The following is a 15009-nucleotide window of genomic DNA, read 5'->3' as shown; positions in this document are numbered from 1 at the left end:
ATTTTTTAAACATAGGAATTCCAATCAATTGCACGCAAAAGAGTGACTTTTTAATACAGTATAAATTTCCGGCCTCCCGTGAAAAATATAATAAATTCAAAAGTGACAGGTGATTATTATTAATAAATCTGATTTAATTACACCACTCCAATTGGTATTGATTGCAATGACAGCTATAGGTTTGAAGAACCATGTATTTGCCATATCTCCTTTAGTTCAGACTGCAGGCCGGGACGCATGGATGGCCGTTTTATTTACCATGATTGTAACTGTCATTTGGGTGCCGTTATTAATTTATATTAATAAAAATTCGAAAAGGCGATCCCTATTTGTGTGGCTCACCGAAAGTGTTGGATCAAAAGCATCAAAATTTCTTGCTCTCATGTTAATTATTTATTTATTGTTAATGTCAAGCGTCACCTTGAGGGAAACGATCACATGGACAAATATAGTGTTTTTGCCTCAAACGCCAATTTTTTTGCTGACGTTCTTATTTCTGTTCACTTGTTGGCATTTAGCTGTTACGAACCTGAGAACATTAAGCATAGTTAATATTTTTCTTTTATTTTTTATTGTTGTATTTGGTTTTTTGGTAGCTTTTGCTAACATTCCTCATAAAAATTATTCTTTGCTTCTGCCGATTTTGGAACATGGGTATGATCCAGTCTTTAGAAGCATGATCTTTCAGGCTTCTGGCATGATAGAACTATTTATTTTTGTGTTATTGCAACATAAAGTCAATGCACCTTTAAATTTTCGCCATTTTCTTGCCATTATTGTCGTATTGACTGGGTTAACACTAGGACCTCTCGTTGGAGCTATTATTGAATTCGGCCCTATAGAAGCTTCTAGGCAAAGATACCCTCCCTATGAAGAGTGGGGGTTAGTAAGGTTTGGAAACTTTATCGAGCATTTAGATTTTTTATCTATTTATCAATGGCTGGCTGGAGGTTTTATCAGGATTTCATTACTGCTGCTTTTAATAAAAGAAGCTCTGCCTGTTAAAACAGAAAGCAGAAAAAAAAGAGTGCTGTTTCTGTTTTAAATCATTATTGGCGGGCTGGTTTTAGCTCCAATTAGCGACTTCACATTCTCTGAATGGTTAACAAAAATGATCTTGCCGGCCACATTCTGGTTCTTCCTTGTGTTTTCTTTCGTATGTTTCTTGGCAGTTGCAGTGACTAGGAAAAAACGGAGGTCGTCCACCAATGAAGCATAATAGACATCAGAAGGTAAGCGACTCTTCCCCTTCTCATAAACAAATGAATGAAGAAAGAATAAGAAGCCTGTTTGAAAAATGTGAGGATGTTCAATATTCCTTTTTGCAATACAAACAAGAAACGGTCACCCTTGTTTATTGTAATGGGTTAGTAAGCAACGACATTCTGTTTCAGGTTGTTCCTGCCCAGCTAGAGAAGTTTTTCGATAAATTAGAAGGAGAAATATCTGAAGACTCGATTAAATACCTGCAGCTCCCTTCTGTTGAGTTGTTAAAAACTGAGGATCAAGCGATCTCAGATATTTTTGCTGGCAAATTGATTTTGCTATTCAATAGCATTGAGCTGGTTATTACCATTGACATGGCGGATCGTCCAGAACGCCAGCCCGAACAATCAAACATAGAGGTAAGCGTGAAGGGACCAAGGGATAGCTTCGTAGAGAATATCTCTGTTAACCATGCACTAATAAGGAAAAGGCTGAGAACTGCCTCCCTAGTAAGTGAAGCTTTTCAAGTGGGCAGGAGGTCTAAAACAAAAGTATCCATTTTGTACATGGATGATATTACAGATAAAGAGTTGCTGCAAAAATTTAAACAGAAGATCCAGTCTATTGACATTGATGGCCTATATAGTGGGACACAGCTCGAAGAACTAATCAATGATGGCACTTTCTCTATCTTTCCTCGCCATGCTTACACTGGCAGGCCTGATTTCGCAGTTGAATCATTATTAAACGGCCGGCTGGTTATTTTGATTGATGGCGTAGCTTATGCTTATATTACTCCCGTTAACTTATCGTATTTAATCAAGAGTGCTGAGGATAAAGAGAATAATTATTTATACACCTCTTTTGAGAGACTACTTCGAGTTGCGGGCATCTTAGTGGCGGCTTTTCTTCCAGGATTTTGGGTAGCATTAACAGCGTTTCATCAAAATCAGCTTCCGCTTAATTTACTTGCCACGGTCATTGAATCACGTAGAGGCGTGCCATTTCCCACAGCGATGGAAGCTATATTGGTATTGCTGTTATTCGAGTTATTTCGTGAGGCTGGGCTGAGGCTCCCCTTAGCTGTAGGTCAAACACTAAGTGTAATCGGAGGGCTCATCATTGGAGATGCGGCTATTAGAGCGGGATTGACGAGTCCTGCAATGCTTGTTGTCATTGCGGGATCAACGGTTGCAACGTTTACATTGACGAATCAATCACTTATTGGAACTGTTTCTCTTATTCGTTTTTTTGTTATTTCTCTCGTCTCTCTGTTTGGATTTTTCGGTTTCTTTATTTCACTCTTTATTGTCGGTACCTTCCTTGCCAAAATACGTACGTTTGGCGTTCCATATTTAGAATTAGCTACACGAATAAATTTGAAAAATATTTTGCAAGCGATCTTTCTCTTGCCTGCTCGTAAAAATAATACTCGAGCAGATGCCCTAAATCCAAGTGATCCAGATAAACAAGGAGGGTCATGATGAGAACTTGTATTAAAAGGAAACAATTACTTTACACCATTTTACTTATCTTCACTCTCCTGTTAGCTGGCTGCTGGGATACGAATGAACCAGAAAGAATGGTCTATATCCACGGACTCGGAGTTGATTATAACAAAGGCAGATACACCATTTATTTGCAGATCATAAATACGGGACTTTTAGCAAAATCAGAATCAGGCGGCGGCGAGAATCAAGCAAAAGTAGAGGTTGGCAAAGCTTCAGGCAAGAATATTAATGAAGCCATCTTTAATTTGTACAGATCGTCTCAACGAAAAATTTTCTGGGGACATTTGGGGTATGTCGTATTTACAGAAAGTGCTTTAAAGGAAGGAGCCATTCGAAGTACCATTGACCTGTTAAACAGGTATCGAGAAACAAGGTACCGAATGTGGATGTACGCAACAAAGGAGCCCCTCTTTGAACTGTTGAGCACCTCTCCTATTATGGAATTATCAACTGCTTTATCTCGATTAAGTGACCCCTATTCAACTTACCAACAAAGTTCATTTATTCAGCCGGTTGATATGAGAGAGCTATTAATTTTACTGGATGAGCCCCCTTATCAAGCAATCATCCCTTATATGAAATTGACAGAAGATAACTGGACAAAAGATGGACAAGTTCGTAAAGCAATTAAAACTGAAGGAATCGCTGCCGTGACATCCGATAAGCTATTAGCAGTTATGACTGAAAAAAAAGTAAATGGATTGAAATGGCTGAATAACGATTTAGTTCGGGAAGAAGTTAAACTCATTAAAGAAGGATATGAAGATATAAACATGCTAATTGATAAATTGAATGTTGAAGTTAAACCCTTCAGTCGAAAAGGCAAGGTTTATTTTTCAATCTCAATAGAAGCTGATGCGGTCTTAAGAGAGATGCCGGAGAAGAAAAGTATAAAAGAAATAGCCAAAGTGTTAGAACAGACAATGGAGAAACAGGTGAGAGAAGCGTATTTAGCTGGACTTAAAAATAATACAGATATTTATCGATTATCCGAATCTTTATATAGAAAAGATGTTCAACTATGGAAATCCATTGAACAAAAAGGAAAAATACCGTTAACAAAAGACTCCCTTCAGCAAATTGATATTAATGCAACGATCATTAATGGAGCGAAACAACGTAAAGAACCGACACTATATTGAGACCATTACTCAGATATGTTTGTTCTTGGCTGGCCTTTTGCAAAAAAATCGTACCGTATTGGCTTAGAAGGGTTAGATTTCTCATCTATGTAAAAAGCGATCTACTCTTCACTCCCCTACAAAAATACACCTTAGAGAATGGTACTATCTCTAAGGTTTTTATAATATATTCCTGTGCTAGGGGTGAAATACAATATGCAATCATTTGCACAAGTTTTCATTTGGGTAATCTACCTTTTATTCTTGGTATAAGCACTAAATAACCCAAAAAGAGTTAATATCACAATTCCAATTAGAGTATTATTTGACCAAAGTACACGCGGATCTAGAATCTGAAACATAAAGGTGAAGATTGGAATAAAAGTCATTGATACCATAACAAAGAATGTATCACAATTTTTAATACCGACTTGAAGCATATAAAGTGGTAAAATTACTCCGGTAATACTTATAATTATGATCCAATTTAAATGAGGCAACAATTGAGCCCCTATCTCCTTTTGAAAAAGAGAGACACTTAAAGAAATAGCAATAATAGCATAGGATCGATGTGCTAATATTTGAGAAGAAGTCCAACCTGTATTACTTAATTTTTTTGAATAAATAGCAGACAAAACTGCTCCAAATCCACACAAAAAAGAAACACAAATTCCTATAATAAATTCAGATGATTGATAATTCAGACCCGATCTTCCTGTTAAGGCAGTCCAAAGTAGAAATAAACTACCTAAGAAAGCCCCTATGGAAACTATGCTATCAATTTTATAAAAATGTTTATTAGTATAGGATCTATATGTTAAAAGTAAAGCAAATATAGGTCCTACCCCCATTTCTAACGCACTAACAATTGCTGGCTCTACATACTTAAGCGCATAATAAAAAGTTAAAAAAGCTAGTGCTGTACTCAAATTAAGGAATACTAAATTTTTCGTAAAGAGCTTGCCGTTATTTCCACTTATTTGTGGTGATTTTTTTAAAGTTAGTAGTAAAAAAACTATTGTGGTAATCAAAAAACTAATAAATGTGAATGTAAAAGGACTAATTTCTTGTATTTTATGTGAGTAATATACTTGATTTGCTGCCGTTAAAATAGCAGACATCACAAGGGAAATGGTTCCCATTAAATAAGCATTTAAGTTCTTATGTGTAACCTCAGCCGGCATAAAGTTGCTCCTTTTTTCTATATGTTTCAACTTTCATCCGACTAACAATATCTACTGAAACTTTAAAGGATATATTATTTAGAAATTCGTCATTATTCATAATGATATAATTTCCACTTGTTATATGATCTATTGCTCTGATATAAGCGTTTTCTTGATTTTTAATGACAAACACAGATCCATTATTGGATTAATCCACTGAACTGCGAATTCTAATTCTTTCGATGATTGAAACCATCAGTTCATAATACGATTTGATATTAGAATGTATTTTAACAGCCACTTCTTCATTATAGGTATGTACCGTCAAATTTCGGTCATTGACCATCGTCAAACCATGGATTGCTTCTTCCTCACTTAGAAGATCTATTTCTCGCAAACTTCTTATGACTCCTTTAGGAGAAGCAATATCAATACCTTCCATATCATACAAAAATTGCTTTGCAGCTTTCCAGCAAGCCTCAAAGGAAAATTCAAAACGCTGAATGCACGCATCACGTTCCACATCTGTCGGGTTTTCAATACTGACTAGCTGACTAAAGGATAATAAGGCTTTTTCTGATGAACTTAGGCGTTCACGAAGTCTTTCCATATGATTCCCTCCCTTTTAATATTTTTTATTAATTCTTCATTGGCTTTATCCATATTAACTACATCCACGCGATAAGGAATAGTGGATTCCTCAATTCGCTCAAGCAAATTAACCCAGGTAAGTGGTTTTATTTCGTTTAACGAATCAACAGCAACATCAATGTCCGAGCTTTGCTTTTCCTCATTTCGAGCCCACGATCCAAATAAGTATATCCTTGCGCTTTCTTCTTTTAATTCCTCTAACATTATGTGTTTTAATTGGTTAAGTATTAAATCTCTTTGTGTTTTATCTTCCAATTATTCACACCTCGATTTTTTTGTCTTTTTTCATGTCTGTTTATTACCACATTATAGCATAAAAACACAAAAACCCCTGCACCTGCAGGGGTCAACACAACTAATTATGGCATTAAGTTTAATAGTTAAAACTGTTAAACAGTTAAACGTCTATTTCGCTTTCACCTTGAATGGGGAACTTCTATTACTCCCCAATGACCTCAAAATTCCTTGACTCAAACTGGTCCAGACACTCGCGCACTTCATCTGTTGTCTCCGTGTTCATTAATTGATTCCTTAGTTCGGCTGCCCCTCGGAATCCTTTGACATAGATCTTAAAGAAGCGATGGAGAGCCTTGAACGAACGCAGCTCTAATTGTGAATATTTATCATGAAGATCCAGGTGCAAGCGCAGAAGATCAAGCAATTCTTTGCTGCTGTGATCTTTCGGCTCCTTTTCAAAGGCAAATGGGTTAGTGAAAATACCACGCCCGATCATCACCCCATCCACACCATATTGCTCTACTAGCTTCAAACCCGTTTCACGGTCAGGAATATCTCCGTTGATGGTCAATAAAGTATCTGGAGCCACCTCATCACGAAGCTGTTTAATCTCTGGGATCAGCTCCCAATGAGCATCGACTTTGCTCATTTCCTTCCTTGTACGCAAATGAATAGAAAGATTGACGATGTCTTGTTCCAATAGATGTTTAAGCCACACTCGCCATTCATCTACCTCTGTGTAGCCAAGCCTTGTTTTTACACTGACTGGCAATCCTCCTGCTTTGGCTGCTTGTATTAATTCTGCCGCAACTTCCGGACGACGGATCAGGCCGCTTCCCTTCCCATTCTGTGCCACATTCGGGACAGGGCAGCCCATATTAATATCCAAGCCTTTAAAGCCTAGTTCCGCCATTCCGATACTCATTTGCCGGAAAAATTCAGGCTTGTCTCCCCATATATGGGCGACAATTGGCTGTTCATCTTCTGTAAAAGTCAAACGGCCGCGCACACTTTGAATCCCCTCTGGGTGACAGTAGCTCTCAGTGTTTGTAAACTCGGTAAAAAACACATCTGGTCTGCCTGCTTCACTTACTACATGGCGAAACACAACATCCGTCACATCTTCCATTGGTGCCAATATAAAAAATGGTCGTGGTAAATCACGCCAAAAATTCTCTTTCATAGCAAAATGTCAAATCCTCTCATGATGGGATGCTAGCTATATTCTTCACCCCAAAAGTAAAAGAAGCAGAATGACTCTGCTTCTTTTACACTTATACCATGTTTCGGTGCTTTTTATCAAACAGAAATTTCTCCTTTTTCACTTACGATATGTAACTAATGAGGATTAAATGTTTGTATGAAAAATGCGGACATAAAAATACTGGATGTTACTTCCCTAACTATATTCTTTCTGAAGTTTATGGCTGTAGATTGGCGTTCCATTTTAAAGGCTATTTAGGAGTCGCCATGCATGAAAACGACTCCCCTTTTAACCTAAGCAGATGCATAATAGGCGCGGTTATTCTTAGTAAGAATAAAAAGAAGCGCCAACGATGATTAACAGGATAAACAATACAACAATTAACACGAAAGTACTGCCATTTCCGCTGTAGCTCATTCATTTCACCTCCATAATGAAGCTTATATATACTATTTTCATTTTCATTTTTTTGGAACGGACAAATAGAATGAGAGTGAAAAAATAATAAAAAACCCCAGTGATTAAGCGGATAATCACTGACCTTTGAAAGTCTTCTTCTCATATAATCGCCATTTAAATGGACTATTTGTTTTATCAAAAAGTCTAGAATCCTAAGATTATTAAAAATGACTCAGATGATTATGAAGATTTAAGATTTTTGGGATAAGGCAAAAAAAAGACCGAAATCCAATTCGAATTTCAGTCTCTTGCTAAACATTATTTTGGCAATAATACACGATCAATGACATGGATAACACCATTTGAAGCTTCAATATCAGGTGTTGTGACAGTCGAGTCATTGACTCTGACAGGGTTAAGGGAGATGGTTACTTCTTTTTCAGCGAGAGTTTTTGCTTTCATTCCATCTTTCAGGTCAGCAGACATCACTTTACCTGGAACAACATGATAAAGCAAGATTTCCTTCAGGTCCTCTCTTGCCAATAACTGTTCTGCCGTAATGTTTAAGTCCTTAAGCAGCTTGTTGAATGCTGCATCAGTTGGAGCAAATACAGTGAATGGCCCTTCGCCTTTTAGTGTTTCCGCCAGTTCAGCTTTTTCCAGAGCAGCAGCAAGGATCTTAAAATCTCCCGCTCTCATAGCAGTATCAACGATGTCCTTATTGCCCTCTGGACTTGATGCGGATGCAAGTCCCGAAAAGGCCAGCATCATCACAAACATCATGGAAATAACCGCTAATTTTTTCATTTGCCATGCCTCCTATTTTTAAAAAAAGGTCTACATAACTCAACTATGTAAACTCCAAAATATTATACGTTTGATTGTATATTTTATCCTGACTGTTATAAATTTCTATATTAAAGGACTGACCAGGCTCTATTTTTTAGCAAAAAAAAATGGCGTGTGTCGCACACGTCATTTTGCATTTCAAATCGCGGGATTCTATTGTTTCTTTTACTAAAACACAATACTCTCCGGTATCCGCAGGAAAAAGGGACGATTATTCGATCCTTTTCCCTTTCTATTTTGCGTTTACATCTGGTTGGTGAATTCCGAAAATATTGCCCTCGGAATCCAGGTAATACCCCTGCCAAGCCATGCCAGGCAGAGCATGCTTAGGCATTGCGACCTTGCCGCCATTCTCCAAAATTTTGGCTTCCGTTGCATCGTAATCTTCCACTCCCATTGTACACGCAAAACCATTTAAAGCTTGACTTGTTTCTGGCGAAGCACTTTGCCGCTTCATCAAAGCACCATTGATCCCAGGTTCATGCTCATCACCAGTCACCGCTCCAAAATAAGGCATCCCTGCATACTCACTCCAATCTTGAAATGACCAGCCAAATACTTCTCCGTAAAATTTCTTTGCTCGCTCCATGTCTTCCACATGAATTTCAAAATGAATGGGTCTGCTCATGATAATCCTCCAATTTTAAAAATATATAATATTCTTGTTGTCTGATTACGATGTCGTTATGGTCATTATAACGAAGGTGGAAAAAAATTCAATATTAAAAAAGATGCCATCGATTATTTACAAATGGAGATTGTCCTCACCACAACTCAGAAAAAAATCCTAAGTGATATGGTGAAGAGCTGCATAAAGTGTTTAGCTGCGTTAACGTCTTTATTCTATCCGAAGTATCGATGGTATAGTGTCTTTGCTTCTGTGATATCTTTCGTTCCGTGAATAAGCGCACGTCCATCTTTAAAGAGAACCATTCGTCTATCTTTTTTCGTGAAGGAAACGAGATATGGATTTTGCTCTACCTCTCCCTGCTGCTTAGCGAGCGTTTTAGCTACCTTTTCTAAATTCCATACCTTTTTTTCTGAAGGACGAATCTGCACGGAATCACGTCCGCATAAAACGGCAGTCTTCATCTGCTGGCTATATTCTAAAAAAGGATACGTCGGATTGTTCCCACAAGACGGGCAGGCCTCATTTCTCATTACCGATACACCGATAGCGGAATGCTGATTCTTCCACAGATCAAAAGAAACAAGCTTTTGCCTGAGAGCCGACCAGTCTTCTACTAAAATCTTCATCGCTTCAGCCGTTTGGTGAGCGACCACCATTTGCACTGCCGGACTGATAATCCCAGCAGTATCACATGTCATGCCGCCAATCGGGACTTGATCAAGCAGACAGTTTAAACAAGGTGTCTTTCCCGGAAGAATCGTATAGCTGATTCCGTAGCTGCTCACGCAAGCGCCGTAAATCCAGGGAATTTGATATTTTTGAGCCAAATCATTCATCATCATTCTAGCGTCGAAATTATCGGTCGCATCGATCATGAGATCCACCCCGCCCAATAACCGCTCGACTTCAGCCGGAATGCCATCCATTACATAGGCGTCAACCTGGACTTCACTGTTCACTTCCATTAACCGTTGTTTGGCAGCCATCGCTTTTGGAAGGCGTTCTCTTGCATCGTGTTCGGCATATAATTGCTGCCTTTGGAGATTGCTGCACTCCACGTAATCACGGTCGATGATGGTCAAACGGCCAATTCCTGCCCGGACAAGCGCTTCTGCATTTCCCGTTCCAAGCGCCCCTGCTCCGAGAAGCAGCACATGTTTTTCTCTGAATTTTTTTTGCCCGGCTTCTCCTATTGGAGAGAAGAGGATCTGCCTGGAATAGCGTTCAGTCATGTCTGGCTCATCCCTTCCATAGGACTGCTCGCTGCTGCGTAGCGTTTTTTTGAAATCCTCCCTGCTTCATAACCGAGACGCCCGGCCTTGATGGCTAGTTTCATGGCCTCGGCCATTTTCACAGGATCTTGTGCTGCTGCAACAGCTGTATTTAATAACACCCCATCGGCTCCGAGTTCCATCGCCTGAGCTGCATCGGCAGGTGAACCGATCCCGGCATCTACTATGACTGGTACGCTTGATTGTTCAATAATAAAACGAAGATTTCCAGGGTTGATGATACCTTGTCCAGACCCGATTGGAGAAGCTCCCGGCATAATGGCATGCGCGCCTAGTTCTTCAAGCAGGCGGGCAAGCACCACATCATCAGATGTATATGGAAGAACCGTAAACCCCTCTTTTAAAAGCTCTTCGGTTGCTTTTAACGTTTCCACAGGATCTGGCAGTAATGTCTTGTCACATCCAATGACCTCTACCTTGATCATATCGCAAAGTCCTGAAGCATGAGCTAATTTTGCATGACGTACCGCTTCTTTTGCTGTTTTTGCACCAGCTGTATTCGGCAGCAGGGTATATTTCTCTACATCCAGCTGTTCCAAGAAATTCGGCTGACTCGGTTCAAAGATATTCATTCTTCTAATGGTAAAGGTCAGAATATTTGTTTCTGAAACCTCAACTGCTTTTTTTTGCACCTCAAAATTAGGATACTTTCCTGTCCCCAAAAGTAAACGTGACTCTAATTCTTGATTTCTAATCTTCCACATGATTATCCGCCTCCTACAAATTGTACAACCTCAATGACATCTCCATCTTGAACCTTGCTTTTCGCTCGTGAGTCTTTCTGCAAAATCGTTTCGTTCTGTTCGACCATCACGACTCGCTGATCCAGCTGAAAATGTTCCAGCAGTTGATCAATGCTTCCGATCGATTCCGGCACACTCAACCATTCTCCATTGATTCGCAGCTTCATAATTTCACCTCTCTATGCAAAAGATTTTCAGTACTCAGCCATTCTTCTGGCACTTCTTTTCCTTCGATTATATCGGCCATGATCTTTCCAGTGATCGGAGATAATAAAATGCCATTGCGGTAATGCCCAGATGCGATCGAAAGAGCAGTGTATTCCGGGTGCAGGCCAAGAAAAGGAACCCCCGATTTTGTTTGCGGACGGAGACCTGCCCAGGCCGTTTCCCATTCCGCGGAGACGATTTCAGGCACTAATTGAGCCGCCTCTTGTATCAATGGAATTAACCCTCCTAAGGTGACTGTTTCATCAAACGTTCCAGCTCTCTCCGTCGCACCAATCACTAATCGCCCCCCTGACTTAGGAACGATGTAGCATCCTTTCGAAAAAAGCGTCCCCTGAATCAATCTTCGCCTCGTTCGGACAGAAAAACATTCCCCCTTCACCGGGTACGTCTCCATCACTATACTGTGACGTCCAAGCAGATCTTCACTCCAGACGCCGCATGCAACTACCACATGATCAGCCATGAAGGCACCGCGATTGGTTTGCACACCCGTGACGTGATGTCCTTGTCTAATCAACCCTTGAACATCTGTGTATTCTAGAATCTCTGTTCCAAGTTCTGTTGCTGACAAGGCAAAAGCTCTCGACAAATCAGGCGCGGAAACTTGACCGTCGTTCGGAAGGTATAAGGCTCCGCTTAAGTGAGAAGATACAGCCGGCTCTCTCTTTTGCAATTCTTCTGGCTTCAACCAAACAGCTTGTTCCCCTTGCTCTCTATAAAGTCTTCCACGTTCGATCAGTTCTTGCTTTTCTGTTTCATTGGCAGCGATTTTATAAATGCCGTGCTGCTGCAGGCCGATGTCGATGCCGCTATAGTCTTTCAACTCTTTGGCAAGAGCCGGAAACATTGCCCGGCTTGCTTTAGCAAGTTGGAATAATGGACTGTCCTCCTTAGCCCCAAGCATGCCAGCAGCAGCTGAAGAAGCTTTGCCAGCGATTCTTCCCCGATCTAACAGGAGGACGCGATGTCCCCGCTTTGCTAAGTGATAAGCAATGGAGCTGCCGATTACACCTGCGCCGGCAACAATCGTTTCATAATGCTTGTTCATAATATCCCTCCTCCACCGATTTCCGGTAAGCTTTGGCTGCTTTCACTGGTTCATCCGCCTGTAAAATTCCGGACATGACCGCAATTCCCTGGGCCCCAGAAAAAATGACGTCTTTGGCTCGATCGGGGGTGATCCCTCCAATCCCAAGAACCGGACACCTAACAGTTCGTGTTATTTCTCGCAGCGATCGTAAACCTCTTCCGACTTTTCCTGGCTTTGAAGACGTGAGATAGAGATGACCAAAAAGCAGGTAATCAACTCCTTCTTGCTCCGCCAGTTTAGCTTCTTCTAGAGAATGTACGGATTTGCCTGCGCTCAAGCCTGGAAAGGTCTTCTTCACCACGGATGCCGGCAGGCTATGATGAGCAAGCTGCACCCCAAAGGTTCCAAGCGCAGCGGCTACATCGCCCCGGTCATTTATGATGATACGCTCTACTGGAAACCCTGCGTCTATGATTTCTTGAACACCTTTATAAAGCTCAATTGCCGTACGGTTTTTTTCTCTAATATGAAAAAAATCAATCTGCTCCTGTACTGACATCACAATGGTGGTGAGTTCGGTAAACGTATGGGTTCCTGCAGTTATTAGGTGAATGGTCGGTCTCAACATTTATTCTCCTTTTCTGCGTTTACAGACGCTTTCAAGTCGAACGGCCATTCTTCCATCTGATACGCCATCTCCCAAAATTGGTACTCATATTGACTGCTGATCACAAACAGTTCTTTCATTCGTTCACGCTCCGCTTCCGTTTTTAGCGCTGCCAACTCATCAAGACGCTGAATCTGTTCTTCTACGAGTTTACGGAACCATTCGCCTCCGTAAGCAGCAATCCAGTCCTGATAGATTGGCTCTTTGGGCTTATAACCCTGCAAATGCGCACCCACTTCGTAATAGAGCCAGTAGCATGGAAGAATGGTAGCAATGATTTCTCCTAAATCTCCGAAAAAAGCTCCGCGGTACATATGAGACGCGTAAGCATAGGCAGTCGAAGCTGGTTTGAACTGGTTTCTTTCTTCTTCAGTAATGCCAAGCCGCTTCGAGAAATCTTTGTGAAGCGCCATTTCTGCTTCATATGTGCTTTGAGCATGTGAAGCCATGCTTGCCATGGTTTTCATGTCTTCCGCTTTAGCCGCCCCCATCGCCTGTACTCTTGCAAAATGGGATAAGTAATATGAATCTTGAAGTACATAATAGCGAAATTGTTCAAGTGATAAGTTTCCTTCTCCAATTCCTTTCACAAAAGGATGATGAAAACTTGCTTCCCAAATGGGATCGACAGCTTTACGAATATCTTCTGAAAATGTCACGATTATTACCCCTCTTCCCGACGATCCACGTTCAAGGAAAAAACAAAGAGGCATAAGCTAAGAGGTTGGTACAAAGCAATTAATGCCAAGCTTAGAAGATTGTCTCTTCTTTCGACTCTTAACGCGGTTACCGGAGTCAACGTGCTTATGAATGGTTCTCATGCTACGGATATATAGACAACAAAAAAACCACTTTCCTTATTCGCATAAAGAAAGTGGTCGCAGGTTCATCGTTTTATGTATCGAAAAATACACTCAACCGCCACTTCCCTACGCTGGTATCAACCAGATCAGGTTCTAAGAGTCTTAAAGCTATACTTTAATCTCAGCCTTTTGAGAAGGCACCCCTAGTGGATCGTCTATGAAATTATTGATTTCAATCATATCGTAAACATGTTTAAGAAGTTTGTCAAAACATTTCTGACAATTTTTAAAACGAACAACGGCCGTAAGTAATAATATAAGCAATAAGGGCAGTCGGAACAGCCAGCGGATATTATTGTTGGTGATACACTTATCGAGAGGATTGGACAAATAAGGGAAGATGAAAAAATTGATAATAACCTGAACCGCGTTCACTTAATAACTGGGCTTCGCAACCTGCTTCACGCCCTTTTCGCTCCGTACCCTGGTCTTGCCGGACCAATATGGACAGCGGCAACTGCTACAGTAATCGAGAGATATTCTTTTGGCCGCAAAGCGATGGATTCTATTTTTAGCGGAGCTGGAACATTTCATATTGCTAATTTCCTGGCACTTTTCCTTCTTCCACTAGCATCCTTTTTTCAGCCAGTACTCCCTATTGCACTGTCACTTTCTTTGCTTGTGACTGGTTTTGTTTGTGTACAGGTCGGAATGGAGCAAATTCGCACACCTGCAGAGCAAGGAGTAGCAGGAGTAACAGCTGTTGTTTTGGCCATTCATGGTGCCGCATATGGATTGATCACAGGTATTGTTTTATATATCTTAATTGAAAAAGTATTTAAAGATAAAAATGAAAAAAAGAGTGCTAAAGAGTTCAAGACTCCTCAGCAGAAAGCTCTTTAACAAGAACACCACAATCTAAAGACCGGATATAATATAGCGGTTGCTGCTTAAGCCCGGTCTTTATTGCTTTCTCATTCCTGCTAAGCGTATCATTCGGTTCTTAATACGTTACTTTTATTCTAATAACCCTTCATTAAATGTGCTTTTTATAACTTTCTACTTCAATGATCGCGATCATTTCAAAAAGGTCTTCCTCATTTATTACATATCGGTCAATATTATTTCCCCTTCGGACTAGTCTTGATCAAAATCATATTATCATTATCTTAAATTATCGAGTAGGAGGATAATCATTAATTGATTATCCGACCTCTCACACCACCGTACGTACGGATCCGTATACGGCGGTTCAATTTTATACTAAGCAT

The 15009-nt window shown here is 40.3% G+C and carries 17 protein-coding genes and 1 riboswitch; of the genes, 4 read left to right on the top strand and 13 right to left on the bottom strand.

Features of this window, described 5'->3' with window-relative positions; genetic code table 11:
• The first annotated feature begins 109 nt into the window (after positions 1 to 109).
• From JOC78_RS13365 to JOC78_RS13355, 3 genes are all read left to right on the top strand, one after another.
• Positions 110 to 1045 carry an endospore germination permease gene (locus JOC78_RS13365; RefSeq protein WP_204556702.1) on the top strand — a complete coding sequence of 312 codons (936 nt, stop codon included), beginning with the start codon at positions 110 to 112 and terminating at the stop codon, positions 1043 to 1045.
• Positions 1046 to 1208: 163 nt separating this feature from the next.
• The gene (locus tag JOC78_RS13360) at positions 1209 to 2690 is read left to right on the top strand and encodes a spore germination protein (protein ID WP_204556700.1); all 1482 of its coding nucleotides are present in this window, start codon (positions 1209 to 1211) and stop codon (positions 2688 to 2690) included.
• Positions 2690 to 3859 carry a Ger(x)C family spore germination protein gene (locus JOC78_RS13355; protein WP_204556698.1) on the top strand — a complete coding sequence of 390 codons (1170 nt, stop codon included), beginning with the start codon at positions 2690 to 2692 and terminating at the stop codon, positions 3857 to 3859. The genes JOC78_RS13360 and JOC78_RS13355 overlap by 1 nt, the downstream gene beginning before the upstream one ends.
• A 230-nt stretch (positions 3860 to 4089) precedes the next feature.
• Here the strand turns inward: JOC78_RS13355 and JOC78_RS13350 are convergent, their stop codons facing one another.
• The 13 genes from JOC78_RS13350 to tenA form a co-directional block, all read right to left on the bottom strand.
• Positions 4090 to 5022 carry a DMT family transporter gene (locus JOC78_RS13350; protein ID WP_204556696.1) on the bottom strand — a complete coding sequence of 311 codons (933 nt, stop codon included), beginning with the start codon at positions 5020 to 5022 and terminating at the stop codon, positions 4090 to 4092.
• 190 nt (positions 5023 to 5212) lie between these two features.
• Entirely contained in the window at positions 5213 to 5614 is a 402-nt protein-coding gene (locus JOC78_RS13345; RefSeq protein WP_204556694.1) for an HI0074 family nucleotidyltransferase substrate-binding subunit, read from the bottom strand.
• Positions 5590 to 5910, bottom strand: a complete 321-nt coding sequence (locus tag JOC78_RS13340; protein ID WP_204556692.1) for a nucleotidyltransferase family protein — start codon at positions 5908 to 5910, stop codon at positions 5590 to 5592. Before JOC78_RS13340 ends, JOC78_RS13345 begins: the two co-directional genes overlap by 25 nt.
• A gap of 184 nt (positions 5911 to 6094) precedes the next feature.
• Positions 6095 to 7075: a tRNA dihydrouridine synthase gene (locus JOC78_RS13335; protein WP_204556690.1), complete on the bottom strand. Its 981-nt coding sequence runs from the start codon at positions 7073 to 7075 to the stop codon at positions 6095 to 6097.
• Positions 7076 to 7420: 345 nt separating this feature from the next.
• Positions 7421 to 7513, bottom strand: coding sequence for a YjcZ family sporulation protein (locus JOC78_RS13330; protein WP_204556688.1), 93 nt, complete (start codon positions 7511 to 7513; stop codon positions 7421 to 7423).
• A gap of 300 nt (positions 7514 to 7813) precedes the next feature.
• On the bottom strand, positions 7814 to 8302 hold the full coding sequence (locus tag JOC78_RS13325) for a fasciclin domain-containing protein (RefSeq protein WP_204556685.1): 489 nt from the start codon (positions 8300 to 8302) through the stop codon (positions 7814 to 7816).
• A 274-nt stretch (positions 8303 to 8576) separates the two neighbouring features.
• Entirely contained in the window at positions 8577 to 8972 is a 396-nt protein-coding gene (locus tag JOC78_RS13320; RefSeq protein ID WP_204556683.1) for a VOC family protein, read from the bottom strand.
• 215 nt (positions 8973 to 9187) lie between these two features.
• On the bottom strand, positions 9188 to 10207 hold the full coding sequence (locus JOC78_RS13315; RefSeq protein ID WP_204556681.1) for a thiazole biosynthesis adenylyltransferase ThiF: 1020 nt from the start codon (positions 10205 to 10207) through the stop codon (positions 9188 to 9190).
• Positions 10204 to 10971 carry a thiazole synthase gene (locus JOC78_RS13310; RefSeq protein ID WP_204556679.1) on the bottom strand — a complete coding sequence of 256 codons (768 nt, stop codon included), beginning with the start codon at positions 10969 to 10971 and terminating at the stop codon, positions 10204 to 10206. Before JOC78_RS13310 ends, JOC78_RS13315 begins: the two co-directional genes overlap by 4 nt.
• Positions 10972 to 10973: 2 nt before the next feature.
• Complete coding sequence (gene thiS / locus JOC78_RS13305) at positions 10974 to 11177, bottom strand: sulfur carrier protein ThiS (protein WP_204556677.1); 204 nt, start codon at positions 11175 to 11177, stop codon at positions 10974 to 10976.
• Positions 11174 to 12286 (bottom strand): glycine oxidase ThiO, encoded by a 1113-nt coding sequence (gene thiO, locus JOC78_RS13300; protein ID WP_204556675.1) that lies wholly within the window; start codon positions 12284 to 12286, stop codon positions 11174 to 11176. The genes thiS and thiO overlap by 4 nt, the downstream gene beginning before the upstream one ends.
• Positions 12270 to 12896, bottom strand: coding sequence for a thiamine phosphate synthase (locus tag JOC78_RS13295; protein WP_204556673.1), 627 nt, complete (start codon positions 12894 to 12896; stop codon positions 12270 to 12272). Before JOC78_RS13295 ends, thiO begins: the two co-directional genes overlap by 17 nt.
• Positions 12890 to 13594 (bottom strand): thiaminase II, encoded by a 705-nt coding sequence (tenA, locus tag JOC78_RS13290; RefSeq protein WP_204556665.1) that lies wholly within the window; start codon positions 13592 to 13594, stop codon positions 12890 to 12892. Before tenA ends, JOC78_RS13295 begins: the two co-directional genes overlap by 7 nt.
• A gap of 250 nt (positions 13595 to 13844) precedes the next feature.
• Positions 13845 to 13953, bottom strand: a riboswitch (TPP riboswitch).
• Between the two features lie 343 nt (positions 13954 to 14296).
• Between tenA and JOC78_RS13285 the strand changes: the two genes are divergently transcribed.
• On the top strand, positions 14297 to 14641 hold the full coding sequence (locus JOC78_RS13285; protein ID WP_204556662.1) for a hypothetical protein: 345 nt from the start codon (positions 14297 to 14299) through the stop codon (positions 14639 to 14641).
• The last annotated feature ends 368 nt before the right edge of the window (positions 14642 to 15009 follow it).

This window comes from Bacillus ectoiniformans, from assembly GCF_016908875.1.
Taxonomy (GTDB): domain Bacteria; phylum Bacillota; class Bacilli; order Bacillales; family Domibacillaceae; genus Bacillus_BX; species Bacillus_BX ectoiniformans.
This window is presented reverse-complemented; position numbering and strand designations above follow the sequence as displayed.

Excerpts from the sequence above, each read along its gene's own strand:
- JOC78_RS13355 (WP_204556698.1), top strand. The coding sequence starts at position 2,690 with ATGAGAACTTGTATTAAAAGGAAACAATTACTTTACACCATTTTACTT.
- JOC78_RS13325 (WP_204556685.1), bottom strand. The coding sequence starts at position 8,302 with ATGAAAAAATTAGCGGTTATTTCCATGATGTTTGTGATGATGCTGGCC.
- JOC78_RS13320 (WP_204556683.1), bottom strand. The coding sequence starts at position 8,972 with ATGAGCAGACCCATTCATTTTGAAATTCATGTGGAAGACATGGAGCGA.
- JOC78_RS13295 (WP_204556673.1), bottom strand. The coding sequence starts at position 12,896 with ATGTTGAGACCGACCATTCACCTAATAACTGCAGGAACCCATACGTTT.
- JOC78_RS13335 (WP_204556690.1), bottom strand. The coding sequence starts at position 7,075 with ATGAAAGAGAATTTTTGGCGTGATTTACCACGACCATTTTTTATATTG.
- thiS (WP_204556677.1), bottom strand. The coding sequence starts at position 11,177 with ATGAAGCTGCGAATCAATGGAGAATGGTTGAGTGTGCCGGAATCGATC.
- JOC78_RS13350 (WP_204556696.1), bottom strand. The coding sequence starts at position 5,022 with ATGCCGGCTGAGGTTACACATAAGAACTTAAATGCTTATTTAATGGGA.
- JOC78_RS13330 (WP_204556688.1), bottom strand. The coding sequence starts at position 7,513 with ATGAGCTACAGCGGAAATGGCAGTACTTTCGTGTTAATTGTTGTATTG.
- JOC78_RS13310 (WP_204556679.1), bottom strand. The coding sequence starts at position 10,971 with ATGTGGAAGATTAGAAATCAAGAATTAGAGTCACGTTTACTTTTGGGG.
- thiO (WP_204556675.1), bottom strand. The coding sequence starts at position 12,286 with ATGAACAAGCATTATGAAACGATTGTTGCCGGCGCAGGTGTAATCGGC.
- JOC78_RS13315 (WP_204556681.1), bottom strand. The coding sequence starts at position 10,207 with ATGACTGAACGCTATTCCAGGCAGATCCTCTTCTCTCCAATAGGAGAA.
- JOC78_RS13360 (WP_204556700.1), top strand. The coding sequence starts at position 1,209 with ATGAAGCATAATAGACATCAGAAGGTAAGCGACTCTTCCCCTTCTCAT.
- JOC78_RS13345 (WP_204556694.1), bottom strand. The coding sequence starts at position 5,614 with ATGGAAAGACTTCGTGAACGCCTAAGTTCATCAGAAAAAGCCTTATTA.
- JOC78_RS13285 (WP_204556662.1), top strand. The coding sequence starts at position 14,297 with ATGGATTCTATTTTTAGCGGAGCTGGAACATTTCATATTGCTAATTTC.